Origin of the sequence: Sphingobium sp. B2D3A (assembly GCF_025961795.1) — a bacterium.
Lineage (GTDB): Bacteria > Pseudomonadota > Alphaproteobacteria > Sphingomonadales > Sphingomonadaceae > Sphingobium.
This window is the reverse complement of the sequence record NZ_JAOQOI010000001.1, coordinates 2,115,201-2,140,741: the sequence shown is the minus strand read 5'-3', so window position 1 is coordinate 2,140,741 and position 25,541 is coordinate 2,115,201. Positions and strand designations below refer to the sequence as shown.

At 65.7% G+C, this 25,541-nt stretch carries 22 protein-coding genes; 13 read left to right on the top strand and 9 right to left on the bottom strand.

Annotated features, from left to right (window positions below; translation table 11 throughout):
* Nucleotides 1-4: 4 nt before the first annotated feature.
* A complete protein-coding gene (gene aspS / locus M2337_RS09960) occupies nucleotides 5-1,786 on the bottom strand; it encodes an aspartate--tRNA ligase (protein WP_264570105.1) in 1,782 nt (593 codons plus the stop codon).
* 146 nt (nucleotides 1,787-1,932) lie between these two features.
* Here aspS and rnd point away from each other — a divergent pair, with 146 nt between their 5' ends.
* The gene (gene rnd / locus M2337_RS09955) at nucleotides 1,933-3,120 is read left to right on the top strand and encodes a ribonuclease D (RefSeq protein ID WP_264570104.1); all 1,188 of its coding nucleotides are present in this window, start codon (nucleotides 1,933-1,935) and stop codon (nucleotides 3,118-3,120) included.
* 65 nt (nucleotides 3,121-3,185) lie between these two features.
* Nucleotides 3,186-3,482, top strand: coding sequence for an I78 family peptidase inhibitor (locus tag M2337_RS09950; RefSeq protein WP_264570103.1), 297 nt, complete (start codon nucleotides 3,186-3,188; stop codon nucleotides 3,480-3,482).
* Nucleotides 3,483-3,780: 298 nt separating this feature from the next.
* Here M2337_RS09950 and M2337_RS09945 read toward each other — a convergent pair whose 3' ends face one another.
* The 4 genes from M2337_RS09945 to M2337_RS09930 are packed head-to-tail and all read right to left on the bottom strand — an operon-like array spanning nucleotide 3,781 to nucleotide 9,397.
* The gene (locus M2337_RS09945; RefSeq protein ID WP_264572232.1) at nucleotides 3,781-5,256 is read right to left on the bottom strand and encodes a Ppx/GppA family phosphatase; all 1,476 of its coding nucleotides are present in this window, start codon (nucleotides 5,254-5,256) and stop codon (nucleotides 3,781-3,783) included.
* Between the two features lie 49 nt (nucleotides 5,257-5,305).
* On the bottom strand, nucleotides 5,306-7,456 hold the full coding sequence (locus tag M2337_RS09940) for an RNA degradosome polyphosphate kinase (protein ID WP_264572231.1): 2,151 nt from the start codon (nucleotides 7,454-7,456) through the stop codon (nucleotides 5,306-5,308).
* Nucleotides 7,449-8,096, bottom strand: a complete 648-nt coding sequence (locus tag M2337_RS09935) for a DnaA/Hda family protein (RefSeq protein WP_264570102.1) — start codon at nucleotides 8,094-8,096, stop codon at nucleotides 7,449-7,451. The genes M2337_RS09940 and M2337_RS09935 overlap by 8 nt, the downstream gene beginning before the upstream one ends.
* The gene (locus M2337_RS09930) at nucleotides 8,093-9,397 is read right to left on the bottom strand and encodes a heavy-metal-associated domain-containing protein (RefSeq protein ID WP_264570101.1); all 1,305 of its coding nucleotides are present in this window, start codon (nucleotides 9,395-9,397) and stop codon (nucleotides 8,093-8,095) included. Before M2337_RS09930 ends, M2337_RS09935 begins: the two co-directional genes overlap by 4 nt.
* On the opposite strand from M2337_RS09930, the gene purM reads away from it, so the two are divergent.
* The 5 genes from purM to dmeF all read left to right on the top strand — a co-directional run bounded on the left by purM (nucleotide 9,396) and on the right by dmeF (nucleotide 13,771).
* Nucleotides 9,396-10,502: a phosphoribosylformylglycinamidine cyclo-ligase gene (purM, locus tag M2337_RS09925; protein ID WP_264570100.1), complete on the top strand. Its 1,107-nt coding sequence runs from the start codon at nucleotides 9,396-9,398 to the stop codon at nucleotides 10,500-10,502. The two genes, M2337_RS09930 and purM, sit on opposite strands and share 2 nt — an antisense overlap.
* A 28-nt stretch (nucleotides 10,503-10,530) precedes the next feature.
* Entirely contained in the window at nucleotides 10,531-11,493 is a 963-nt protein-coding gene (purN, locus tag M2337_RS09920) for a phosphoribosylglycinamide formyltransferase (protein WP_264570099.1), read from the top strand.
* A gap of 205 nt (nucleotides 11,494-11,698) precedes the next feature.
* Nucleotides 11,699-12,388 carry a lamin tail domain-containing protein gene (locus M2337_RS09915; RefSeq protein ID WP_264570098.1) on the top strand — a complete coding sequence of 230 codons (690 nt, stop codon included), beginning with the start codon at nucleotides 11,699-11,701 and terminating at the stop codon, nucleotides 12,386-12,388.
* 126 nt (nucleotides 12,389-12,514) lie between these two features.
* Nucleotides 12,515-12,790, top strand: a complete 276-nt coding sequence (locus M2337_RS09910; protein ID WP_264570097.1) for a metal/formaldehyde-sensitive transcriptional repressor — start codon at nucleotides 12,515-12,517, stop codon at nucleotides 12,788-12,790.
* Nucleotides 12,791-12,799: 9 nt separating this feature from the next.
* Nucleotides 12,800-13,771, top strand: a complete 972-nt coding sequence (dmeF, locus tag M2337_RS09905; RefSeq protein WP_264570096.1) for a CDF family Co(II)/Ni(II) efflux transporter DmeF — start codon at nucleotides 12,800-12,802, stop codon at nucleotides 13,769-13,771.
* A gap of 31 nt (nucleotides 13,772-13,802) precedes the next feature.
* Here dmeF and M2337_RS09900 read toward each other — a convergent pair whose 3' ends face one another.
* Together M2337_RS09900 and hrpB are read right to left on the bottom strand one after the other, a co-directional pair.
* Nucleotides 13,803-14,081: an ETC complex I subunit gene (locus tag M2337_RS09900; protein WP_181559425.1), complete on the bottom strand. Its 279-nt coding sequence runs from the start codon at nucleotides 14,079-14,081 to the stop codon at nucleotides 13,803-13,805.
* Between the two features lie 190 nt (nucleotides 14,082-14,271).
* Nucleotides 14,272-16,743: an ATP-dependent helicase HrpB gene (gene hrpB, locus M2337_RS09895; protein WP_264570095.1), complete on the bottom strand. Its 2,472-nt coding sequence runs from the start codon at nucleotides 16,741-16,743 to the stop codon at nucleotides 14,272-14,274.
* Nucleotides 16,744-17,117: 374 nt separating this feature from the next.
* Between hrpB and M2337_RS09890 the strand changes: the two genes are divergently transcribed.
* On the top strand, nucleotides 17,118-17,915 hold the full coding sequence (locus M2337_RS09890; RefSeq protein WP_264570094.1) for an N-acyl amino acid synthase FeeM domain-containing protein: 798 nt from the start codon (nucleotides 17,118-17,120) through the stop codon (nucleotides 17,913-17,915).
* A 102-nt stretch (nucleotides 17,916-18,017) separates the two neighbouring features.
* Here the strand turns inward: M2337_RS09890 and M2337_RS09885 are convergent, their stop codons facing one another.
* Nucleotides 18,018-18,608 (bottom strand): FxDxF family PEP-CTERM protein, encoded by a 591-nt coding sequence (locus tag M2337_RS09885; protein ID WP_264570093.1) that lies wholly within the window; start codon nucleotides 18,606-18,608, stop codon nucleotides 18,018-18,020.
* Between the two features lie 513 nt (nucleotides 18,609-19,121).
* Nucleotides 19,122-20,135, bottom strand: coding sequence for a polyprenyl synthetase family protein (locus M2337_RS09880; protein WP_264570092.1), 1,014 nt, complete (start codon nucleotides 20,133-20,135; stop codon nucleotides 19,122-19,124).
* A 177-nt stretch (nucleotides 20,136-20,312) separates the two neighbouring features.
* On the opposite strand from M2337_RS09880, the gene M2337_RS09875 reads away from it, so the two are divergent.
* From M2337_RS09875 to M2337_RS09855, 5 genes are all read left to right on the top strand, one after another.
* Complete coding sequence (locus M2337_RS09875) at nucleotides 20,313-20,612, top strand: chorismate mutase (RefSeq protein ID WP_264570091.1); 300 nt, start codon at nucleotides 20,313-20,315, stop codon at nucleotides 20,610-20,612.
* Between the two features lie 77 nt (nucleotides 20,613-20,689).
* Nucleotides 20,690-22,471, top strand: a complete 1,782-nt coding sequence (locus M2337_RS09870; protein ID WP_264570090.1) for a diguanylate cyclase — start codon at nucleotides 20,690-20,692, stop codon at nucleotides 22,469-22,471.
* Between the two features lie 134 nt (nucleotides 22,472-22,605).
* On the top strand, nucleotides 22,606-23,205 hold the full coding sequence (locus M2337_RS09865; protein ID WP_264570089.1) for an EF-hand domain-containing protein: 600 nt from the start codon (nucleotides 22,606-22,608) through the stop codon (nucleotides 23,203-23,205).
* A gap of 157 nt (nucleotides 23,206-23,362) precedes the next feature.
* A complete protein-coding gene (locus tag M2337_RS09860) occupies nucleotides 23,363-24,082 on the top strand; it encodes a response regulator (protein ID WP_264570088.1) in 720 nt (239 codons plus the stop codon).
* Nucleotides 24,079-25,452, top strand: a complete 1,374-nt coding sequence (locus tag M2337_RS09855) for an ATP-binding protein (protein ID WP_264570087.1) — start codon at nucleotides 24,079-24,081, stop codon at nucleotides 25,450-25,452. Before M2337_RS09860 ends, M2337_RS09855 begins: the two co-directional genes overlap by 4 nt.
* The last annotated feature ends 89 nt before the right edge of the window (nucleotides 25,453-25,541 follow it).

Genomic DNA, 25,541 nt, shown 5'->3' with positions numbered 1-25,541 from the left:
GAGTTCAGCTCTTGTGCGGCTCGACGACGCGGATGTGCAGTTCGCGCAGCTGCTTGAGCTCCGCGTTGGAGGGTGCGCCCATGAGCAGATCCTCGGCGCGCTGGTTCATCGGGAACAGCGTGATCTCGCGCAGGTTCACCGCGCCGCAGAGCAGCATCACGATGCGGTCCACGCCCGCGGCCATGCCACCGTGCGGCGGCGCGCCATATTGGAAAGCGCGGTAGAGGCCGCCGAAGCGATCTTCCACATCCTGCTTGCTCAGGCCAACCTTCTCGAAGGCCTTAACCATCAGCTCGGGCGACTGGTTGCGGATCGAGCCGGACGCGATCTCGAAGCCGTTGCAGACCATGTCGTACTGGAAGGCCTTGATCGAAAGCGGATCGGGCCCGTCCAGCGCCTCCATCCCGCCCTGCGGCATGGAGAAGGGGTTGTGCGCGAAGTCCAGGCTCTTGGAGTCCTCGTCATATTCGTAGAACGGAAAGTCCACGATCCAGCACAGGTCGAAGCGGTCCTTGTCGATCAGGTCAAGCTGCTCGCCGACGCGGATGCGGGCAAGACCGGCGAGCTTGGCGGCTTGCGCCTCCTTGCCGGCAGCGAAGAACACGCCGTCATTGGGACCAAGGCCGAGCGCTTCGATCAGCTTGGCGGTCGCCTCAGGCCCGTGATTCTTGGCGATGGGGCCGCCCGGCTCGCCATCCTTGATGTTGATATAGCCAAGGCCCGAGAAACCTTCCGAGCGCGACCAGTTGTTCATCTCATCGAAGAACTTGCGGCTGCCCGCGCCAGCGCCCGGCGCCGGAATGGCGCGGATGACGCCGCCGCTCTCGACGATGCTCGCGAAGATGCCAAAGCCCGAGCCGACGAAGTGATCGGTCACATCGGTGATGATGATCGGGTTGCGCAGGTCCGGCTTGTCGCTGCCATATTTCAGCATTGCCTCGGCATAGGGAATGCGCGGGAAGCTGCCGGCCGGCGTCACCGGCTTGCCATCGGCAAAGGTCTCGAAGACCTGCGCGATCACCGGCTCCATGGTGTTCCACACATCTTCCTGCGTGACGAAGCTCATTTCCAGATCGAGCTGGTAGAACTCGCCCGGCAGGCGGTCGGCGCGCGGGTCTTCATCGCGGAAGCAGGGCGCGATCTGGAAATAGCGATCGAAGCCCGCGACCATCAGCAACTGCTTATACTGCTGCGGCGCCTGCGGCAGCGCGTAGAACTTGCCGGCATGGATGCGGCTGGGCACGAGGAAGTCGCGCGCGCCCTCCGGCGAGGAGGCCGTCAGGATGGGCGTCGAATATTCGGTGAAGCCCGCGCCTTCCATGCGGCGGCGCATATCCGAGATGATCTTTGTGCGCTTGACGATGTTGGCGTGCAACGTCTCGCGGCGCAGGTCGAGGAAGCGATAGCGCAGGCGGATATCCTCGGGATATTCCTGCTCGCCGGCGACCGGGAGCGGCAGCTCCTGCGCGGCGGAGAGCACGACGGCCTCAGCCGCACGCACCTCGACCTCGCCGGTCGGCAAGTTCGGGTTCACGGCTTCCTTGGCGCGCGCCACGACCGTGCCGGTGATGGTGACAACGCTCTCAGCCTTCAGGCTCTCGATCACATCGAACACCGGGCCGCTGACCTCGGTGACGATCTGCACCATGCCATAATGGTCGCGCAGGTCGATGAACACCAGATCGCCATGATCGCGCTTGCGGTGGACCCAGCCGGACAGCCGAACAGTCTCGCCGGCATTGGCGGCGCGGAGCTCCCCGCAGGTGTGCGTGCGATAGGCGTGCATGGTCTAACGGCCTTTTATTTTCACGCGCCTCATTGCGAGGGCGCCAATTGGATGACAAAGACGACTTGTGGGGGATATGGTGATACGCTCAAGCGTGCCGCCGGCCCCCAATCCGAGGACCGGCCAATAATAAGATCACCTGCCATATGCAAATCCATCCATTGATCACTGACAGCTCTTCCCTCGCCGCGCTGTGCGAGCGGTTGTCCAAGGCCGACTTTGTCGCCGTGGATACCGAGTTCATGCGCGAGAACACCTATTGGCCGGAGCTGTGCCTCTTCCAGATCTCCGACGGGAAGGAAGCCGCGGCGATCGACCCCAAGGCACCCGGTCTGGACATGGGGCCTTTGCTCGACCTGCTGGTGAACAATGAGGATGTGCTCAAGGTCTTCCACGCCGGCGGGCAGGATATCGAGATCGTCTTCAACCTGACCGGCAAGACGCCGCACCCGCTGTTCGACACGCAGATCGCCAGCATGGCGCTGAGCCAGGGCGAGCAGATCGGCTACAGCAATCTGGTCGACAGCTGGCTGGGCATCCATCTCGACAAGGGCGCGCGGTTTACCGACTGGGCGCGCCGTCCGCTGGACAAACGGCAGATCGATTATGCGATCGGCGACGTTACCCATCTCGCCGCAATCTTCCCCATGATGCTGGAGGAACTGCGCAAGACGGGGCGCGGCGTGTGGCTCAATCAGGAAATGGAGCGGCTCGCCGATCCCGGTAATTATGAGGTCAATCCGGCCGAGGCGTGGAAGCGCGTGCGCATTTCCAGCCGCAAGGCCGATGTTCTCGGGCGCCTGAAGGCGCTCGCCGCATGGCGCGAGACCGAGGCCAAGGACAAGAACCTGCCGCGCGGGCGCATCGTCAAGGACGAGACGCTGGCCGACATCGCCTCCCATCCGCCGCGCAAGCAGGAGGATCTGGGCAAGGTGCGTGGGCTTTCGGCAAGCTGGAAGGGCAATGACATCGGCGCGCGGCTGATGGCGGCGGTGGAGAATGCCGGCCCCCTGCCCCGCGACGAAATGCCTGAGCGCGATCCGGGTCGGCCTGGCCTTGGCAAGGAGGGCGCGCTGGTCGCCGATCTGCTCAAGCTGCTGCTCAAGATCCGCTCGCGCGAGATCAACGTTGCCTCGCGCCTGCTCGCCCGCGCCGACGATCTGGAGATGCTGGCAGCCGGCGTGCGGACCAACCTGCCGATTCTGGAAGGCTGGCGGTTCGAGCAATTCGGCCGCGACGCGCTGGATCTGGTGGAAGGCCGCATGGCCTTCGCGGTGCGCGACGGCAAGCTGCTGATGACCCGCACGGAAAAGCTGGCCGAGCCCAACGACTGATCGCCTGCCGGATGACCGGCGCAAGCGCGCATGCTAGCTTGGCCTTTTGAGGAAAGGCCCGGCCCATGCGCATGATCGCTCCCCTTCTCGCTCTTGCCCCGCTGACAGCCTGCGCCACCGCCACGACCAGCATCGGCGAACCGCCGCTTGCCGGCAATGGCGCCTGTTCGGCGGACGGGCTGCAAAGCGCCATCGGCCAGCGCGCAACCGCGACTCTGGGCGCCGACCTCCTCGCCAAATCCGGCGCCCGCACCCTACGCTGGGGCCCGCCGCGCTCCGCCATGACGATGGACTATCGCGAGGACCGGCTGAACATCAGTTACGATGACGCGATGATGATCGAGCGGGTGAACTGCGGGTGACGGGCGGTTGGGCCGAGTGGGAAATTCGCGGGCGCGACATTGTAGAGCCGTGCTGATGGCGGACTGTCCGGACGCGACGTCGTGCGAGCCCTCCTTCTCCCCTTGAGGGAGAAGGATACGGAGCCTTGTCGCCGTGAGGCGGCTAGGCGCAGTTGGATGAGGGGTGCGGATCTCAGATCCGCTCGATCCTCCGGATCGACACCCCTCTCCCAGCTTCGGCTAGGCAGCAAGCTGCCAAGTCTGCGCATCCCTCTCCCTCAAGGGGAGAGGGTTTGGAAGACACCCCAAACCGCCCACGTCAGGCATCGAGCAGATAGCCCATGCCCATGGCCTGGCCGAGCTGGCGGAGGCGGCGGTCGATGGATTCGCCGGCGAGTGCCGCATGTTCCGGGTCGAGGCGCAGGATGACCGTGCCGTCGCGCACGTCGAGCGAGGAGCCGTCCAGCGGGCCTTCCGCGCCGCCGGAGAGGCGCTGGCACAGGCGGATGGCAAGGCCCCACTGGATCGCGCGGCGCAGCAGCGGCTCGGGAGCAAGGCCTGCGAGCAGCGCGGGTATGCTGGTGCCGCCGCCAAAATTCGCGTGCAGCGCCTGCCCCAGCGCGGCGCGCTCGGCGGCATCCACGCCGACCCAATTGCCCTGCAAGGCGAATTCCATGCCGCGCTCGGCGCGAAACTCGGGATTGGCGCGCCAGCCGACATCCGCCAGCAGACAGGCCGCAAAGCGGATGCGCGCCCATTCCGGCGGATCATCGTGGAACAACGGCGCGATCCAGCCACTGATCGTATCTCCATGGCCGACAAAGCGCCCCTGCGCCTCACCCTCGATGCGGGCGGCGACCAGGAGCGGGTCCTGATTCGCCATATCGCGCGGCAAGGTCTCGTAGAGCAGCCCTTCCCGCAGCCCGAAGGCCGAAACGGTGAGATGGGCGGAGCGCAGCCGCTCCACCACCGCGCACAACAGATGCGCTGCATCCGGCAGGGTCGGGAAGCGCGCGCTGGAGACGCCGACTGCCTTGAGGTCCGCCTTCTGCGCGCTTTCCAGCCATTTGAGCAGCTCGGCCGGGCGATCCGGCGTCATTTCGTAATGATGCAGGATCGGCAGCGAATAATTGGTGAGGTGCATGTCCAGCCGCGCCAGCGCGCGCCAGCTGCCGCCGATCAGATAGAAGGGCAGGCCCTGCTCGATGTCTCCAAGGCCCTGCGCCTTCAACAGCCCATCGAGATGCTGGACCAGCCCCTTGCGTCCCCGCGCGCGGACGTCACCGATCCGAAAAATGCCGAGCGGCAGGGAAACGGGCATCTCCACGCCCTCGGGCCGCACGCGCACCAGTTCGAGGCTGCCGCCGCCCAGATCGCCCATGATCCCGTCCGCACGCGGCATGCCGGAGAGCAGCCCGTGGGCAGAGGCCAGCCCCTCCTCCTGACCGCTCAGCACGCGGACCTCCAGGCCGATCTCCGCCGCGCGTTCGATGAAGGTATCCCGGTTGGACGCATCGCGCACGGCAGCGGTGGCGACGCAGGTGATCTGGTCCACCTCCATCTCCACGCACAGCCGCGCGAAGCGCTCCAGCGCCACCAGCCCGCGCTCCATCGCCGCCGCGCCGATCCGCCCGGATGTGCCGATCTCCGCGCCCAGGCCCGCCAGCACCTTCTCGTTGAACAGCACGAAAGGAATGCGCCGAGGCCCATCATAGACAACGAGGCGAACGCTGTTGGAGCCAATGTCAATGATCGCCGTCCGGCGGAAATGCGGCCCGTTGAGCGTCGCCTTCATCGAGCGGCGCGTCGTGCGATCCAGCAGGGTCACGGCTGAACCCCTCCCCTCAGCCACGCTCGGAGAGCGAGAGCTTTGGCACCGCGCGGGCGGAGCGCCGCGAGGCACCGCGACCGGAAAGGGACGGATTGGTCATGAAATAATGGTGCAGGTTGAACGGCTTCTTCCCCGGCTTGAGGCGTGTGTAGCTGCCATCGCTGCCCAGCGCCCAGCTCTGCTCGTCATCGAGCAGATTGGCCACCAGCACCTGATCGAGCACCTGATCATGGACGGTCGGGTTCTCGATCGGCAGCATATACTCAACCCGCCGGTCGAAATTGCGTGGCATCCAGTCCGCCGAGCTGATGAACAGCCTGGCGCTATTGTTGGGCAGGGACTTGCCATTGCCAAAGGCCCAAATGCGGCTGTGTTCCAGGAACCGCCCAATCACCGACTTGACCGAGATATTCTCTGACATGCCCGGTACCCCGGGCCGCAGGCAGCAGATGCCGCGCACGATCAGTTCCACCTTCACGCCCGCATTGCTGGCGGCATAAAGCTGCTCGATGATCGCGGGGTCCACCAGGCTGTTCATCTTCGCCCAGATGGTCGCGGGGCGGCCAGCGCGGGCATGCTCGATTTCCGCTTCGATCAGCGCCGCGAGCTTGTCGCGCATGTGCAGCGGCGAGAGCGTGATCATCTCCATATGCTGCGGCTCGACATAGCCGGTGATGTAATTGAACACGGCGGCGGCATCGCGCCCGGCCCGGGGATCGGCGGTGAAAAAGGATAGGTCCGTATAAATCCGCGCGGTGATCGGGTGGTAATTGCCGGTACCGAAATGGCAGTAGGTGCGAAAACCGTTCCCCTCGCGCCGCACGACCATGGAAATCTTGGCGTGGGTCTTCCAGTCGATAAAGCCGTAGACGACCTGCACGCCGGCGCGCTCCAGTTGCGCGGCCCAGAGCAGGTTCTGCTCCTCATCGAACCGCGCCTTGAGCTCAACGACGGCGGTGACGGACTTGCCTGCCTCGGCCGCGTCGATCAGCGCGCGGATGATCGCGCTCTGCTTGCCGGCGCGGTAGAGCGTCTGCTTTATCGCCACGACATCGGGATCGTCCGCCGCCTGCTTGAGGAAGGCGATGACGACATCGAAGCTCTCATAAGGGTGGTGGACGACGATGTCCTTGGCGCGAATCGCGGCGAAGCAATCGCCGCCATATTCGCGGATGCGCTCGGGGAAGCGCGGGGCGTAGGCCGGGAATTTGAGATCCGGCCGATCTTCCTCGACCACCTCGGCCAGGTCGGCGATGCCCATGAAGCCATCGATATCCACGACCATGGCCTCATGGCCCTGCATCATCGTCTGCAGCTTGGTTTCGACCGGCTCGGCCACGCCGCTTTCGATTTCCACGCGGATGATCCGGCCGCGCCGGCGCTGCTTGATGGCGCTGCGATAATAACGGACGAGATCCTCGGCCTCTTCCTCGATCTCGATGTCGCTATCGCGCAGGATGCGGAACAGGCCGCTGTCCCGCACGATGAAGCCGGGGAACAGCAAGGCCGAATAGCGCCGCACCAGCGCCTCAATGGCGATGTAGCGCGCGTTCTTGCCCGGCACGCGAATGAAGCGCGGCAGCGTGGCCGGCAAAATCACCAGCTCCTGCACCACTTCCTTGTCCGATTCGCGCAGCAGGTCGAAGAACAGGCTGAGGCCCTTATTGGGGATGAACGGGAACGGGTGGGCGGGATCGAGCGCCTGGGGCGTGAGGATGGGGAAGATCTGCTCGAGGAAATGCTGGCGCATCCAGCTGTCCGCGCGGGCATCCACCGGCTCGGGACCGATCACGCTGATATGCGCGCTGCGAAGCGCCGCATGAAGATCATGCCAGACGACCTGCTGGGCGGACATGAGCGCCTCGGCCCGGTCGCCGATCGCCTCCAACTGCTGGGCCGGGGTCAGCCCATCGACCGAGCGCATTTCGACGCCTTGGAGCTGCTGGCCCTTGAGACCGGCCACCCGGACCATGAAAAACTCATCGAGGTTGCTGCCGGAGATGGAGAGAAAGCGCAGCCGCTCCAGCAGCGGATGCGCAGGATTGCAGGCTTCCTCCAGCACGCGCTGGTTGAAATTGAGCCAAGACAACTCTCGATTGAAGTAGCGCGCTCCGTCTGCGGCGCCCGCGCCCGTGATCGAAGAAGTGGGATCGGCTTCAGACACGGTCAGTGGTTCCCTCATGCGGTGCGGTCTCATCCGCTCCGTCTAGCAGCGCATTGTTACGGAGCGCTTGCCGCGCCAGCGCAACCGAGAGTTTCTGCCCCCGCGCTAGAGACAGCGCGTTCAGCTCCGCGACCACGCTATCGATCGCGGCATAACAGCGCGCGGTGCGGCGGGCGAGAAAATCCGGGAGGTCCGGGGCGAAGGCCGAGCCGGCCCGCTCGAGCCCATGGGCGATCAGCGCCGCGGTAACGGCTTCATCCGGCGGCAGAATGCGCGCGACGGCGGCGGTCGCGAGGCGCGTGCGCAGATCGGGCAGCGCAATCGTCCATGTCGGCGGCGCTTCGCTGGCGACCATGAGCAGCGGCCGGTCCGAATCGCGCGCCTCGTTCCAGAGGTGGAACAGGTGGGTCTCATCGGCGCGGTCGGCATCATCGACCAGCACGCCACCGCTTTCGCGCAGAAACACCTCGGCAATGAGCGAACGGCCGGACCGGGATGGGCCGACGAGCAGTGTGCAGGGCGAGGGCCAGCGCTGCCAGTCGCGTATCAGCGCGAGCGCGTCGGCATTGGCATCGTGGACCAGCAGACTTTCCGCTCCGCCATGCCGCGACCAGCCGATGGGCAGCGGCAACTGGGTCATTGCCCGCCCCCGCCTCCGCCGGCTGGTGGACTTGCGCTCCGACGGGCGATCCGCAGCGTGTTGCCAGATACGGCGACCGAATATCCCCGTCCTTCAAGCTGCGCGCGCAATTGCTCGATCGTGCCGCTGAAGCCGACCTGCATGACCGACGTCCCGCCGAGTGCCAGGCTTGAGGTCGAGGCCGCGCTGACCCCCGGAATACCCCGCAGCATCGCCTGCGCTTCCCCGACCGAGGCCGTGGTGGGCGTCTCGATCTGAACGCTGAACGAGGCGGCACCGGGCGTATCGGCCGGCAGGACACCGAGGATCGCCTCCAGCCCAACCGCATTCTCGATCTCGACCGCGTTGACCGGCTCCTCGATCACCAGCGAGGGGTCGAGCCGCAAGGTGCCGTCCGCCAGCGCGCCGGCGTAAAGCTGGTCGATGCGCGCGACGGCATCGCTCATCATCTTGGGCAGGTCGGCGGGCGTGGCGGCGCGCAGGGTGAAATCCCCGATGAAATTATTGTCCGGCCCATAGCGCGCGCTGAAATGGCCGGTAATCGGCCCGCCGGGAAAGCTGCGCTCGATCCGCGCGATAGGCATGATCACATCCGCCGCACCATAAAGATCGAGGAGGATACGCCACCAGTTGCGCCCGCGCCGGCCAGTCTGACCGGGATTGAGCAGCAGCGAATCCGGGCCATCGCCAGCGGTGCGCACATAATCGATCGGGCTGTCGGAAATGCGGAATTCCGCCCACGCCTTCTGCCAGGGCGTCACCCGCTCGAACGTCATCGGCGTGCCCGAATCCCAGAGAACCGGGATCACCAGCAGCGGCGGCGAGCGGCGAATCTGCCCGGAAACGCCAAGCGCCTGCCCGGCCCTAGCTCGATCGAACATCACCGAGAGCGTGGCGATATAACGATTGGGGCCGATCTGCTCCTGCTGCACCTCGATGCCGGACACCAGCCCGTCCAGCACACCGTCGCCAAGCGCAGGGCCGTTGCCGCCATGCGTGCGCTTCCACAGCGATCGCCAGGCGAGGCGCTGGGCCAACCGCCAACCGGTCGCCCGCGCCGCATCGGCATTGGGCCCGGCGACATCGACGCGAATATCCTTCACCTCGAAATCGCCCTGCGAGGCCAGCGGCGCAATGCCCCGCTCACCCTCGATCTGCGCGACCAGCACAGCCGCAAAGGCCGCCAGAACCAGCGCGAACACGACGTGAATGGGGCGCAAGGATGGCAGAGAGAGCGTCACGGCGCCCTTTTGGCGGCATTGTTCTGGAAAACCAAGCCCGATTTGGTAAGGGCGGGCCATGGACTCCAAGCACAACCAGCCCGAGGGCTACACCTATGCGCAGGCCGGCGTGGATATCGCTGCCGGAAATGCGCTCGTTCGCGCCATTGCTCCGCTCGCCCGCGCGACGCGGCGACCGGGGGCCGATGCCGATCTGGGCGGATTCGGCGGCTTCTTCGACCTGAAGGCGGCGGGCTTTACCGATCCGCTGCTCGTTGCGGCGAATGACGGCGTCGGCACCAAGTTGAAGCTCGCCATCGACAGCGGCAAGCACGATACGGTGGGCATCGATCTGGTGGCCATGTGCGCCAACGACCTCATCGTCCAGGGCGCCGAGCCGCTCTTCTTCCTCGATTATTTCGCGACCGGCCGCCTCGACAACGGCGTGGCCGAGCGGGTGATCGCGGGCATCGCCGAGGGCTGCAAGCAGGCCGGCTGCGCGCTGATCGGCGGCGAGACGGCGGAAATGCCTGGCATGTATGCCGATGGCGATTATGACCTCGCCGGTTTCTGCGTCGGCGCGGTCGAGCGCAACGAAGTGCTGACCGCCGACAAGGTGGCCGAGGGCGACGTGATTCTGGGCCTCGCCTCCTCGGGCGTCCACTCCAACGGCTATTCTCTGGTGCGGCGCTTGGCGGCGGACAAGGGCTGGAAGCTGGATCGCCCTGCGCTGTTCGATCAGGAAGTGCTGCTCATCGATGCGCTGATGGCGCCGACCCGGATCTATGTGAAGCCGCTGCTGCCGCTGGTCCGCAAGGGCCTCGTCCATGCGATGGCGCACATCACCGGCGGCGGCCTGTTGGAGAATATCCCCCGGATTCTGCCGGCCGGCCTGCACGCGCATATCGATGCGGACCTTTGGGCGCAGCCGCGGCTGATGGCGTTTCTGCAAGCACAGGGCAATATCGAGCCGGGCGAGATGGCGCGCACATTCAATTGCGGGATCGGCATGGCCGTCGTCGTGGCGCCCGCCGATGTGGACGCGGTGAGTGCGGCGTTGCGTGAGGCGGGCGAGACCGTCCACCGCATCGGCGAGATTCGCGCTGGCGAGAAGGGCTGCACCGTGCGCGGATCGCAAGAGACGTGGTGCGCCATGGCAGACTGGAACGCGGTCCATCTGGGGTAATAAGCCTGAACGGATTGGGGGAACTGACGTGTCCAAGGCCAAAGTCGCGGTAATGCTCTCCGGCACGGGGACGACGATGACGTCGCTCCTCTATGCCTCGCGCCTGCCGGACTGCCCCTATGAGATCGTGCTCGTCGCCTCCAACAAGCCGGGAGCGCGCGGGCTGACCGTCGCGGCGGCCGAGGGCGTGGCCACCTTTGCCCACAGCCACAAGGGCATGAGCCGCGAGGCCCATGAGGCGATCATGCTCGACGCGCTGCGGGCATCCGGCGCCGACTATGTGGCGCTGTGCGGCTATATGCGCATCCTCACCGCCGATTTCGTGGGCCAATGGGCCGGGCGGATGCTCAACACCCATCCGTCTCTGCTACCCAAGTTCAAGGGGCTCGATACGCATCAGCGGGCCATCGATGCTGGCGACAGCCATGGCGGCTGTACCGTCCACCTCGTCACGCCGGCGCTGGATGACGGCCCGGTATTGGGGCAGATCCCGGTCGCGATCCTGCCCGAAGATACTGCCGACACGCTCGCCCAGCGCGTGCTCTATGCCGAATATCAACTCTATCCCCGAATGCTGGCCAGCTATGTGGGGCGCGAGATGGACCCGGACTGGCTTATCGACCGCGTCGGCCAACTGGCGCTCGCCTTGCCTGAGACGCATGCCCGCGACTCGCACGGCGCGGCGGGCTGGCGCGTGGGCAGCGAAGCTTCGGGCAAGTTCTTCGCGTATGTCTCGGTGCGCCACCATGGCGAGGATGCCGTGGCGCTGCTGGTCAAGACCTCCGGCGCCGACGAGATGGCCGCGCTGATCGAGGCCGACCCCGACATCTACTACCGCCCGGCTTATTATGGCGCGAGCGGCTGGATCGCGATCCGCCTCGACCGGCCCGGCGTGGACTGGGAGCATGTGCGCGGCTGGCTCGAAAAGAGCTGGCGGGCCGTGGCTCCACGGCGCCTCGTCTCGCTGATGACCGTCGCGGACAGCTTCTAGGCCCCAAGAGTTAGGGCGCTGTCCCGTTCGCCATCCAATCCGATGTCGCCGACCTTCGTCTCACCGGCAGCTCAGGCCTTGTGGGTCATAACGGGACTATCGGCGGCGTTAACCAACCACCGACGCAAAACCTTCATGATCCGGCAATCACGGCGTCAAATTCTTCCCATAGGCGCTGCTGCGTTAACCATGTGGGGAGATTTTTATGACGCGTTTTTCGATTTCGACCATCCTGCTGGCCGCCGCTGCGGTCATCGCTCCCGTGACGGCGCACGCCGAGGTTCGGATCACGGAATTCATGTACAAAGGCGCCAGCGACGGCAATCGCGAGTTCATCGAACTGACCAACATTGGCAGTGCCGGCATCGACATCACCGGCTGGTCCTACAATGACGATAACACGAACAATCCAGTCACGTTCGGCAATGCCTTCGGCCTGCTGGGCGCCAACGAATCGATCATCCTCACCGAGATGACGGCCGACGCCTTCCGCAGCTACTGGAACCTGGACAGCAGCGTGCGCATCTTCTCGATTGGCGGCAATTCCAACCTCGGCAATGGCGACACGATCAACATCTATAATTCCGCGAGCCAGTCGCTCGCCACGCTGGTTGACAGCGTGACCTATCCCGCCGGCACGACGGCCGGCGTCTCGCGCAATCGCCCCGCGAGCCTGACCGGCACCGCGACCAACAGCCAGTTCGTCTATTCGGCTACCGGCGATGCTTTTGACTCGGCCTACGCCTCGGGCGCGCAGTCCGACCTCGCCAATCCCGGCCGCTTCGCAACCCAGACGGCCGCAGTGCCCGAGCCGGCCACCTGGGCGATGACGATCGCGGGCTTCGGCCTCATCGGCCTGCGCGCACGGCGCAGCCGCAGGGTGGCTTTCGCCTGATCCATCGCTATGAAACTACGAACCCCGGCTTCCTTGGAGGCCGGGGTTTGTTTTTGTCGCAAGAGACCCGGCGCACGCTCCCGAACATCTTGACCGTATCGACACATAGGCATAGGGGGTATGCCTATGTCGCACATGTTGGAAATCAATCCGCAGCTTCTTGCCCGCGTTCGGCGCATCGGCGGGCAAGTCAATGCCATCGAGCGAGCACTGGAATCTGACAAAAGCTGCACGGACATCCTGCATCTTGTGGCAGCCGTGCGTGGCGCGGTGAACGGGCTGCTCGATGAAATCATTGCCGAGCATCTGGAGGCGCATGTCGCGCGGCCTGGCCTGAGCGATGCCGAGCGCCAGCAAGGGGCGGACGAACTGCTGGCGGTCATCCGCCGCTACGCGAAGTAGGACCGCGTGATGCGGACACTGGATATTGACGGCCTGACGCCGAGCCACGACTTCCTCGGCGCCTCGCACGACCAGAATGCCCGACGCACTTATTGGGTCATCCTGCTGACCGTCGTGACCATGGTCGGCGAGATCATCGCTGGCTATTGGACCGGGTCGATGGCGCTGCTGGCGGATGGCTTCCACATGGCGACCCATGCCGGCGCGCTGTCCATCGCAGCATTCGCTTATGGCTACGCGCGCAAACATGCGCAGAACCCGGCCTATAGCTTCGGGACCGGCAAGGTCGGCGATCTGGCAGGCTTCGCCTCCGCCATGGCGCTGGGTCTCGTCGCGCTGGCGATTGCCAGCGAGTCGGCGGTGCGCCTGTTTGAACCGACGAGAGTCGCTTTCGGCGAGGCGACCTTCGTGGCGGTGATCGGCCTGCTGGTGAACATCGCCAGCGCGCTGGTGCTGATGGGCGGTGCGCATGGGCATGGACATGATCACGCGCATCATCATCACGCCGCCCATGACCACGGCGCGCATGACCATGATGGCCATGAGCATGGGCATGGGCATAGCCACGGCCATGACAATAATCTGCGCTCAGCCTATTTCCACGTGCTGGCGGACGCGCTGACCTCTGTCCTCGCCATCGGCGCCCTGCTGGCCGGGTGCTATCTGGGCTGGGTGTGGATGGACCCGCTGATGGGCATCGTCGGCGCGCTGGTCATCGCCCGCTGGGCTTGGGGGCTGATGCGGGACACCTCGGCCATGCTGCTCGACCGCAGCGACGAGGTGCTGGCCGGCAAGGTCCGCGCGGTGGTCGAGGAGCAAGGAGATGTGCGTGTGGTCGATCTCCACGTCTGGCGCGTTGGTCCGCAGGCACATGCCGCGATCGTCAGCGTCATCGCGCAACCGGAGGTCAGCAGCGACACGATTCGCGGCCGCATGGCCGGACGCTGCACGCTCGCGCATCTCACGATTGAAGTGCGCTAGCCGTCCCCCTCGGTCGGGACGGCCCGAGACCTTAGCGGAAATTGTCGGCGTAAGCCTGAATCTTCAACGTCTTGGGTGGCGTTCTCACGACGTGATAGGCGATGCCATAGCGCTCGGCATAAGCACGGGCGGCGTCCTCGTCGGGGAAACTCAGCTTGACCTGCTCCTGCGTGTCGCCAGAGCCGGCCCAGCCCATCAGCGGATCGGGCTTCTTGGCTTCTGCCGGGGCGAACTCCAGCATCCAGGTGCCGGTGCGCGCCCGACCGGACTGCATGGCGTTCTTGGGTATCTGGTAGATCCGGGCGGACATCGGTGCTTTCCCCATCGTGCATATGCCCAACATGTGAGCGCTTTCGCCGTCGCGCAAAGCGGGTGGCCCTGTCAAGATGATTGGAGGACTGAGGCGACCTGTTCGTGTCGAGCGAAGTCGAGACACGGCATGATCGTGCTTGGGTGTCTCGACTTCGCTCGACAATAACGGAAGTTCATCCGGAACAGGATCACCGACGGGCATCAGCCTTCTTGGTCCGCAGCGTCGCGCTGGCCGCGGCGGGATCATCCGGCCACGGATGCCGCGGATAGCGCCCGCGCATCTCTTTGGCGACGTCCGCCCAGCTGCCTTTCCAGAAGGCCGGCAGATCCCGCGTCGTCTGGATGGGGCGACCCGCCGGCGATGTCAGGGACAAGACGAGCGGGATGCGCTCGCGCCCGATGACCGGATGTTCCGACCGGCCAAAGAGCGCCTGCACCCGCAATTCGACGGTCGGGCCGGCCGGCGCCTCATAGTCGATGGCGTGGGTGCTGCCGGCCGGGCTACGGAACTCGGCGGGCGCCAGCGCCTCGATACGCTGCGTGGCATCCCATCCCAGGCGCTGCGTCAGCAGGCCATGCAGTGCGCCACCGTCGATCGCTGAAAAGCGCCGGGCATTGGCGGGGAGCAGCATCTCCAGCCAATCCTCGGCATCGGCGAGCAGCGCCGCATCGCCGATCTCATCGCCCACGCCCGCAAAGGCAGCCCGCGTCCGCAACGCCTGCGCCGCCTTGCCCCAGGGCAGCAGCCCCAGTCCCTCACTGCGCAGCGCCTGCGCCAGTGCGGCAATGATGGCGGACCGTTCGGGCGCGTCATCCGGCCCGCTACTGAGACGGATTGCGCCCAGATGCCGCTCGCGCAATGCCTCCACGCCGGCCAGATCCTTCCGCCAGCGCACCGTGCGACGATCCACGACGCGATGCCCGGCAGCGACCATCACATCCTCCTCCTGCACGGCTAATGCGGAGAGGATGCGCGCGCTGGCGGCGCTGCCCTGAATATCGCCCACTGCCAGCCAGTCTGCGCGCGCCAGCGGATCGGCGGGATCGAGCCGGAAGCCGCGCCCGCCCGCGCTGATCCAATGTTCGCCGCTGGCATCCCGGCGCCGGGCGATGCGGTCCGGGAAGGCCCGCATCAGACAGCGGGCAAGCGCCGCATCGTCGATGAAGCCTCGCGACGAGCCGGACGCGACCAACCCCAGCCAACGCCGCCCGAGGCCGCGCGCCGCTTCGGCCCGCTGCCCTCGCTCGCGCTGCCAGAACGCATGACGCCGGGCGAGGTCCGCCGATGGGCCGCCCAGCCCGCGCTCGGTGAGCAGCACCGCCACGTCAGCCGCCGCACCGCACTCCCCCGCCTCAGCCGAGGCAATGAGCATATGCGCGAGGCGCGGCTCCAGCGGCAGATCGGCGACCGCGCGGCCATGCGGCGTCGCCCGCCCCTCCCCATCCAGCGCTCCGAGCGCCTCGAGCCGGCGTCCGGCTTCGGCCAAAGCAGCCGCCGGTGGCGGATCGAGCCAGCGCAGCGTGGTCGGGTCGGTCACGCCCCACACCGCGCAATCGAGGAGCAGGCCGGTCAGGTCGCTTTCCAGAATTTCGGGCGGATCGAACGGCGGCAGACCGGCGGTCGCCGCTGCTTCCCACAAGCGGTAGGCCACGCCCGGCGCCTGACGACCCGCGCGGCCGGCTCGCTGGGTTACGGCGGCTTGACTGGCGCGCTCCGTCACCAGGCGCGTGACGCCGGCGGCAAGATCGTGCCGGGGCCGACGGGCGAGCCCTGAATCGACCACGATGCGTACGCCGTCGATGGTGAGGCTGGTCTCGGCGATGCTGGTCGCCAATATCAGCTTGCGCGTCCCTGCCGCCGCCGGCCGCAGGGCCGCGCGCTGCGCTGCCGGGTCGAGCGAGCCATGAAGGCGATGGAGGGCGATGCTCTCGGACAGCCCCATCAGCCGCTCGGCCGTGCGCTCGATCTCGCCGACGCCCGGGAGGAAGGCCAGAACATCGCCCTGCGGCTCTTCGGCCAGCGCGCGACGGATCGCCGCCGCCATGCCATCCTCGATGCGCTGCTCTGCCGCGCGGCCAATATGCCGCAGATCGATGGGGAAAGATCGGCCCGCGCTCTCGATCACGGGGGCCGGCTTGCCCTCCACCGCCATGAGCGTGGCGAAGCGCGCACCATCAAGCGTGGCGGACATGGCGAGCAGGCGCAAATCGTCGCGCAGGCCGGATTGCGCATCGAGCGCGAGGGCCAGCCCGAAATCGCCTTCCAGGCTGCGCTCATGAACCTCATCGAACAGCACGGCGGCGACGCCGGTCAATTCCGGATCGGCCTGAATGCGGCGCCGGAAAATCCCTTCGGTCACGACGAGGATGCGGGTGCGGGCGGATTGGCGGCTCTCCAGCCGAGTGGCATAGCCGATGGTATCGCCGGGCTTTTCACCGGCCAGATCGGCCATGCGCTCGGCAGCGGCGCGCGCGGCAAGCCGGCGCGGCGAGAGCAGCCAGATCTGCCCGCCCGCCACCCACGGCTCGCCCAGCAGAGCGGGCGCAACGCTCGTCGTCTTGCCCGCCCCCGGCGGCGCCACGAGCACGGCGTTCGGTCCTGCGCGCAAGGCGGCGAGCAGGTCGGGCAGGACCTCATGGATGGGGAGCGCAGCGGTCACGTCATCCGCTTATGCGTCGTCGCCGCCAATGCCAAGGTTGGCGGCGTAAAGGGATAGGAGCAAAGCCTGACCGCCGCAGCGTCATCCGAGGATGGAGAACATGGTTAATGCTTAACCCCCGCCATGGATGCAATCTGCTCCTGCGATTGCACCCGCACGGCTCGAGTTCCGTGCACTTGTTCACTTAAGTCACGGAACTATCTACCTTTTGCCGCAACGCCCGAACGCTCCGCCTCTTTGCCGCGAAGAGGTATTGCTCTGTTAACCGTTCGAACCCATCCATGGTCTCGCTGAGGCGCAAGGCTTCGTAAAAATAGAAAGCTCGTCTGGCCCGGTTGGGCCTTTTGGGGGTCGTCCAAGTGCATGATCATGTTGTGTCCGCCTCTTTGGCGGAACCGCACGGCGGGCTGCTGTCCGTGCGCCGTATCCCGTCTGCCTGTGGCCAGCGGCTGCGCACCATCGATGTCCGGCTGGCCGATCGGCCGGACCTGCGCCAGCAGGCGCATGATCTCCTGAACCGCATGTATGGATCGCGCGGTTATGGAATGGCGCATCTCCTCCCCGACAATGGCGATCACCAGGCCGTCTTCACGGCAGCGCTGGAAGATGCCGTAATCGCCACGCTCACCCTGACGGTGGACTCACCAGCCGGCCTTTCGACCGACCAGACATTCCGCATGGAACTGGATGCCTTGCGCGAGGCGCCCGGTGGCCGCCTTTGCGAACTCACCAAGTTCGCGGTCGACCCGATAACCAAGTCCCCCTCCGTCCTCGCGGGGCTTTTTCATGTCATCTTCATTTACGGGATGCAGCGGTTCGATTGCACGGATCTGGTGATCGAGGTGCATCCACGCCATGTGCGCTATTATGAGGCTATGCTCGGTTTTGACCGGCTTGGCCCGCCGAAGATGGATGAGTCCGTCTCCTGGTGGCCCAAGGATACGCCGGTACAGCTCATGCGCCTTAAGGTCTGCGATGTCGCCGACCAGATCAATCGCTTTGCCGGCCGCGCCGACAAGATCGGCCGCTCGCTCTACCCCTATTTCTTCTCGCGCGATGAGGAGCAGGACGTCGCACGGCGCGTCGCGCGCTTGTGGGACAGGGATGCGGGTTGCGCAGAGCCGCGCAGCCGCAATGGCATGAGCGGCACATTCTGGCGCAGCGCCGCCTGAATGGGATCATTCGCTTTCACCGCATGAAAATGGAGATCAACGGCTGCACCCGTTGATCCCCATTCTTTATCGAGGCCGTCCCGTGGGAGATGGCCAGGATGATCAGGCGAACTGGACCCGTGCGCTCGTGCGACGTGCGCGGCGCATCGTGTAGCCAAGGCTGCCGAAGCCGAGCAGCATCAGTGCCCAGGTGGCCGGCTCCGGAACCGGCGCGCTCACCGGCGACGGCGTGAAGGTCAGGTTGCCGCCATAGGAGCCAAGACCCGCGGACGTGCCGCTGATCACCAGCTCGTTCAGCATGCCGGCCATGATCGGGAAGCCCGAAATGCCAGCGGATTCAACGTCGGTGCCCTGACCGAAGATCGGGACGTCCTTGCCGTTGATCGTGACAGTCAGCAGGTCGATGTTGGTCGACAGGCCCGACAGCGTCGTGATGATGCCGCCGCTGCCGACGCCATCAACGTCAACGATGAAGCGGTAAATGTCGGTGAAGATGCCCGAACCAATGTCGGTGCGGCCGATGGTGGCCGAAACGGCTTCGGTGATGGGGGGGATGGTGTCGCCAGACGTGGTGAACTCGTCATCGCCAGGCGTGAACGTGCAGTTCATGGCAACGCAGGTGGCGGCGTTGGCCGCACTCGGCGCAAATGCTGCTGCAGTGGCCAGCGCGGCCAAAGATACCAGTTTCCTCATGGATAGCTCCTTTGTTTGTTCGGTTTTTGAGCTGGCTCATCATGCTTCTCCCACACCGCCTGAAAGGCGAACATTCCGAGTAGATAATGAGGCGACCGCTCGAGCAGAGAAATACTGATCGGTTAACGGATTATCAACGAATTCCTCATATTTTATTGCTGTATTTCAGATACTTAATCCGGCCAACCAATTTGCCGGGTTCCCAAAGTTCCCAACCGTTAACCGCAGATTTACCCCGCTATGGCGGACGGTGCGGTCGCTTCATCGCAACGCACCACCGTTCCCGCGCAGTGCAAAATTATTTGGGTCGTGGCCGATATACCCCGTGTCCCGAAAATGGACGGGAAGGGACTGGCGAGAAGAGGGGATGTGGCGGCCTGCCGCACCGACAAGCCCCGATTCGAGACCGGCTAGGCGAGGCGGCCGCCCGACCCAATCGGGCAGCGCGGCGCGTCATCTCGCTATGGGTGTCGGTACAACGTGGGAGGCGCGGGCGCCTGCCGGAAAGCGGGATCAGTAAGCCCGCGCGATGGCGAATTCGACGGCTTCGACCAGCGCAGACTTGGCGGCACCCTTGCCGTACATGCCGATGGCGTCGATGGCGCGCTGGCCATAATGGCGCGCCCGCGCCATGGTGTCGTCGATCGCGCCGGTTTCGCGCAGCAAATGCTGGGCATGGGCGAGATCGGCATTGTCGCCATGGAGGCCGGACATCGCTTCTTTCCAGAATTTGCGATCCGCCTCGCCGCCGCGCGCATAAGCCAGGATCACCGGTAGCGTGATCTTGCCGTCGCGGAAGTCATCGCCAGTATCTTTACCCATCGTCGCGCCGTCCGAGACATAGTCGATGGCATCGTCGACGAGCTGGAAGGCAATGCCGAGATTGCGGCCATAGGCGTCCAGGGCCAGTTCCTCCGCCTCCGGGCGCTCCGCAACCACGGCGGCGATCCGGCAGGCCGCTGCGAACAGGGCTGCGGTCTTGGCACCGATGATGTCGAGATACTGGTCCTCGTCGGTCTCCACACGACGCTGTGCGGTCAGCTGATTGACCTCCCCCTCGGCGATCACCGCAGATGCGTTAGAAAGGATCTTGAGAACCTTGAGGCTGCCATCCTCAACCATCAACTCGAAGGACCGGCTGAACAGGAAATCACCGACCAGAACCGAGGCATTGTTGCCCCAGATCATGTTCGCGGTCTGCTTGCCGCGGCGCATGGCGCTGCCGTCCACCACATCATCGTGCAGCAGCGTGGCGGTATGAATGAACTCCACCGTCGCAGCCAGCTTGTGGTGCCGGGTGCCGGCATAATCGAGCAGCCGCGCGCAGGCGAGCGTGAGCATGGGCCGAAGCCGCTTGCCACCGCCGGCGATGAGGTGCCCGGCCAGCTCCGGGATCAGCGGAATGCGCGATTGCATTCGCGCGAGGATGACTTCGTTGACGCGGTTCATATCCTCCGCAACGAGGCTCAGCATCGGCTGGAGGGATGGCGCGCCCTGGCGGGGCAGGTGGTGAATGGTGGCGCTCATGCGCGGTGCTCTGACCAGATGACCACGCTTTGGCAAGCAAATTGGCTTGCCTTGTGCGCCCGGAGCGGCAAGTGATGCGCCGTTGCGGGCGCTGCCCGGCCCCTCATCAGCCTGGTTCGCCCCAGCGAGATCAGGCCACAGGAACAATGCCCCAGAAGCTCAGGGAGACGACCCGGAATGGACGAAACGCTCAGGCGCTACCGCGAAAGCATCGACAATATCGACGCGGCGCTGGTCTTCATGCTGGCAGAGCGCTTCAAGATCACCAAGGCGGTGGGTGAGCACAAGGCCCAGTCCGCGCTGCCCCCGGCCGACCCGGATCGCGAGGCCCGGCAGATCGCCCGCCTGCGCACATTGGCTGTCGACGCCAATCTCGACCCGGATTTCACCGAGAAATTCCTGCGCTTCATCATCGATGAAGTGATCCGGCATCACGAGCAGATGCGCGCCGACGAGGCGGATGCCGCTGGCGCCTGAAGCGCCCGAGGGTAACGCCGCCAGATTGTTCCCGCTGCGTTAACCAGGTAACAACCTGCGCCGGGCCATGATGGGCCATGGGGCAAAGCCAGCGCCAAATCCTTTACGCCTTCATCCGCCATGCCGGCCTGCCGGTGCTGGCGGGCCTGGGCTATTTCGTGATTTCCTACGCGACAATCTCGCTCAAGACCACGAATGGCATGGTCGCGCCCGTCTGGATCGCCAATGCCTTCCTGCTGGCCATTGTGCTCGCACGGCCCGCGCGGCAGGCCCCTGCCCTCATCATGGCGGGCATGGTCGCCAATGTGCTGTCTGGCCTGCCGGCTGGCAATAATCTCCAGACGGCGTTGGTCTACGGGTTCGCCAATGGGCTGGAAATCGCCGTCGCGGTGGCCGGGCTCAAGCTGCACAGGAATGGCGCCCACGCCTTTTCGGACCCGGAGGCTCTCCCTCATGTCCTGATCTGGGCCGGGCTGGTCGGTCCGGCTTGCGGCGCATTTCTGGGCGGAATCGGCGCCTGGGCCAACAATGCCCATCCGCTCAGCGAAGCCTATGCGCGCTGGTTCCTGGCGGATGCTCTGGGCCTGTTGATCTTCACGCCGGTCTTCCTCGCCATGTTCAACGGCGAGATGAGGCGCAGCCTCGCCAGCCAGACCCGGCGACGCAGGCTGGAAGTCGCGGCGCTGCTCGCTCTCACCGCCGGCGCGGCCGGCGTCGCCTTCTTCTCGACGGAATCATCGCATCTGCTGCTCGTCGTTCCGCCCATGCTGCTCGTTCTACTGCGCAGCGGGTGGATGGCGACGAAGATCGCCCTCGCCATCGTCACCGTCATCGGCGGCGCAGCGATGATGGGCGGCTATGGCCCGCCGGTGATGCACAGCCATCATGCGGTTCATCACCTCTACGGCATCCAGATGTTCATCGCCCTGCTCATCGTCGTGCAGGTGCCGATCTCGGCCATGCTCGCCAGCCGCCAGGCGACGATCGAGCGAATGCGCCAGAACGAACAGTCGCTGAACCTGCTCGCCTCAGCCTCTCCGGTGCTGCTGCTCGCCTTCAACCTCGAAGGCGTCTGCACACGGGTCGTGGGCACGCGCGAGCTGCTGCTCGACCGCCCGTTCGACGCGCTCGTCGGCGCAGGGCTCTCCGACATTTCGGAGGAAGGCCAATATGACCTGACCCGCGCGCATAGCGCGGCGCTTGAGGATGTGAGCACCAGCCAGATTGCCGAGTTTCGCACCCTCAAGCTGCGTGACGCCTGGATGGAGGCGACATTCCGCGCCCATTTCGATGAGTGCGGCCGGTGCATCGGAACGATCGCCACTGTGCAGGACATCACGCAGCGCAAGAAGCAGGAACTGTGGCTCTCCCGCACCGCCACGACGGACAGCCTGACCGGTCTGCTCAACCGCGCCGGCTTCCATCAGCGGCTGGAGCAGGCGCTGGTGAAGGCGACACCGGGCACGCTCAGCCTAGCCGTGATCGACATCGACCGGTTCAAGCTGATCAACGACAATAGCGGCCACCAGATGGGCGATACCGTGCTGCGGGAAATCGCATGTCGCATCTCGAGCCAAGTCCGGGCGAGCGACGCGGTCGGGCGCATGGGTGGGGACGAGTTTGTGGTGCTCCTCGCCACCTCGAATTGGGATCGTGTGCAGGAAATCTGCGGCCGGATCGTCTCCGCGGTCAGCAGCGAGCCCATTGCCCTGCCCTCGGGCAACAGCCTGCGGGCTGCGATCAGCTGCGGCGTCGTGCGCTACCGGCAGGGACAAAGTGCCGAGGATTTCATCCATGAGGCGGACATCGCGCTCTACCAGGCGAAGCGCGGCGGTCGCAATCGGGTGGTCGCCGCCTGATCCGCAGGTCGGCCGCGAAATGGCGACATTTTGTGACATTTGCGTCTGCCCGCGACAAAGTCTCGCGACAAGTCCCCGCTATATCATGGCCATGGCGCTACCCCCCGGCGCCGGCAGACTAGGAATTCAAGTCTATGAAACGTCTCACCGCAATCGCGCTCTCCAGCGTCGGCCTGCTGTCCATCGGGACCATGGCAATCGCTCAATCGGCACCGCAGCCGCCCCAGCGCGGCGAAGCCCGTCCCCCGATGGATCGCGCGTCTCTTGAAAAGCGCCTCGCGACCATGTTCGATGCCGCCGACACCAATCGGGACGGCGTGCTCTCGGTTGAGGAGCGCAAGGCCCATCAGGCGCAGAATCGCGACAAAATGCGCGATGCGATGTTCGCCCGCCTCGACGCCAATAAGGACGGCTCAATCTCGAAAGCCGAATTTACGGAAGCCGGCGCGATGGCCGGCGGCCATCAGCGACGCGGCCATGAAGGCAAACGGCGTGGCCATGGCGGCCCCGGCATGGGCGGCGGCATGATGATGATGGGAGGCGAGCTTGCTGCCTATCGTGACAAGCCGATCCCCCGCGCCACCTTCATCCAGGCAGGCCTTGCTGGCTTCGACCGAATGGACACCAACCGTGACGGCAAGATTTCCCCCGAGGAACGGCAGGCCGGCCGGAAAGCCATGATGGAGCGCCGCAATACCGATCAACGGCCCGCGCAAACGCCCCCGGTGCGCTGAGCCCCTTGGCCGATCCGGCGGAGACAACTCCCATGCCGCCGGGTCGGCCATCCCTACTGCCCTCGGTCGCCTGCCCCTTTCAGGCGGCTGAGGGATGGACCTCAAGACCCAAGCAGGGCAGAGAATTGCATCCCTCCGATTTTGCGAAAGCGCTTTGATGTCCGCACGGCCCCATCTCCTCCTCGTCGACGATGAAGCGGCCATTCGCGAGCCGCTGGGGCAATATCTCCAGCGCGCCGGCTTTCGCGTCTCCGATGCCGGGAATGCGGCCGACGCGCGCAAGATCCTCGCCGGCAGCGCCATCGAACTGGTGGTGCTGGATATCATGATGCCGGGTGAGGATGGCCTCAGCCTTTGCCGCTCGATCCGCGAACAGGGCGAGCTGCCGGTGATCCTGCTCACCGCCCGCACTGAAGAGACCGACCGCATCGTCGGGCTGGAAATGGGCGCGGACGATTATGTGCTCAAGCCCTTCTCTCCACGCGAGCTTGTGGCGCGGATCAAGACGATCCTGCGCCGCACCGGCAACGGCACCGCCCGCGAACCGCAGGCAAGCGCATCCCTCTACCGCTTCGAGGGCTGGACGCTCAGCGCTGACGACTGGACGCTGACCGGCCCAGACGAAGTCGCGATCCCGCTCAGCACGGCCGATTACCGGCTGCTCCATGCCTTCGTCACGCATCCGCGCCAGGTGCTCAGCCGCGATCAGTTGCTCGATCTCACGCAAGGCCGGGAAGCCCACGCCTTCGACCGTTCCATCGACAACCAGATCAGCCGCCTGCGCCGCAAGCTGGAAGATGACGCCCGCTCGCCAACGCTCATCAAGACCGTGTGGGGCGGCGGTTACATGTTCGCCGCCGATGTGGCGCGCGAATGACCCTCAGCCTGCGCACTTTCACCGGCTGGCTGCGGCCGAGAACGCTGGCGGGGCAGACAATCCTCGTCGTGGCCGCCTCCTTGTTTGCCGTGCAGCTCATCGGGTTCAGCTTCTACTATATGATGCAGCGCAATCAGTGGGTGACGATTGCCGCCGCCCCGGGCGTCATCCGCATCCTCGAAGCGCTGGATCAACGGGACGCGCCATCCCCCTGGCATCGCGCGCGAGCGGCCCGCGGCATCGTCGTCACCGACGCGCCGCCCCGCCGCGAAGGCGCCGACTCGCCGCGCGTGGCCGTGCGTGCCAACGAGCTGTTTCGCTCGGCCGGGCTGGTGCCGCTCGCGGTCCGGGTCGCCATTGCGGAAGCCCGGCCCGGCGCGGATGGGCGCGAGCGGGCGCGCGATCTTCTCCAGCCGCCCAACCGGCGCGCACCACGGCTGCAGGTGCAATTGAGCGTCCAGCTCCAGCCGGACCGCTGGATCACCGTCTACACGCGCGCCGCACCGGTGGCCCAGCCGATGCTGCGTCAGATCGTGATGCAGTCGCTGTTCCTCTACGGCATCGTGCTGATGCCCCTCGTCTGGTTCACCCGCCGCCTCGCCCGGCCGCTCCACGCGCTCACCCAGGCCACTGCACGGGTCGGCACACCGGAGGGCGCCGCGCCGGTCATCGAGTCCGGCCCTGAGGATTTGCGGCGCCTCGCAGCGTCCTTCAACGCCATGCAGGACCGTATCCGCTCCATGCTGGAGGAGAAGGACCATATGCTCGGCGCCATCGGCCATGATCTGCGCACACCCCTCACGGCGCTGCGGGTGCGCGTGGAATCGGTCGCCGAGGGGGCGGATCGCGAGCGCATGGTCGCGACCATCGAAGACATGCAGAAGATGCTCGACGACATCCTCTCGCTGGCGCGCGTCGGCCGGGACCGCGAACCACCGCAGCGCATGGACCTGGCCGCGCTGGCCGACGCGACCATCGACGATTTCGAGGATATGGGCGTGCCGGTAGAGCGAAGCGACATGCCGCGCGCGATCGTCAACGTCCATCCCCGCGCCGTGCGGCGAGCGCTAACCAACCTGATCGAGAACGCCGTCAAATATGGCGCACGCGCGCATGTTTCGCTTCGGATCGAAGGCCAACGCGCCACGCTCTGCGTGGCCGACGAAGGCCCCGGCATCCCGGAAGACCGCATCGAGGACATGCTGCAGCCCTTCACCCGCATGGAAGCCTCCCGCAGTCGCGACACCGGCGGCACCGGCCTTGGCCTGGCCATCGTTCGCGCGGTCGCGTCGGCGGAATCGGGCCGATTGAAACTGCGCAATGGGCCTGAGGGGGGGCTGGTGGCGGAGCTGAGTTTCCCGCTGGCGTGAAGACTGGCTCGTATGGTTATCCGTCCGCCACAGACGCACTAATGACCGATAAATCGTGGTCGGCTATGTCCTGACGCCCCTGCTATCGG